At 61.1% G+C, this 468-nt stretch carries 1 pseudogene; it reads right to left on the bottom strand.

The window, feature by feature from the left end:
* Nucleotides 1-443 (bottom strand): annotated as a pseudogene (locus JWG43_RS18020) (hypothetical protein); the annotation flags it as partial.
* Nucleotides 444-468: the final 25 nt, after the last annotated feature.

Genomic DNA, 468 nt, shown 5'->3' with positions numbered 1-468 from the left:
CCGATGACCTTGAACGCCTTGAGCAGACCGTTCAGAAAACTCTGGCTCTTGGCCTTTTCCAGCTGCTCCTGGATGGACTTGAGCTTTTCCTCATTGGCCATGGCGCGCTCCTGAGCGCGGGCCTCCAGTGAGGCCACACCGGCCTTGGTCTCGGTGCGGCGCTGCTCGAAGCCCACAGCATCCAGCAAGGTCTCCAGAGAAAGACCGCTCATGGTCAAAGCGGACAGCGAGACCGTGGCGTTGCTCTTCGAGGCCGGTGCCTCAAGATCCGGCAGCAGCGAATCGCCGCTCGCAGCCAGGAAGGAACGCAACGCATTGAGGCTTTCTTCCAGATCCTTGACATCCAGGGTGTTGCTCGAGCCTTGCTGGGTCGCCGCCAGTTGCAGCAACGCGCTCAGATCGGTCGCAGGCGTCCCGGACTGTGTTCCCTGAACCATACTCATGGCATCACTCCTTGGACTGGGCCAG

Source organism: Desulfobulbus alkaliphilus, assembly GCF_016918545.1.
GTDB lineage: Bacteria > Desulfobacterota > Desulfobulbia > Desulfobulbales > Desulfobulbaceae > Desulfobulbus > Desulfobulbus alkaliphilus.
Note: the sequence above shows the minus strand (reverse complement) of the source record. Positions and strands in the feature narration are given on the sequence as shown.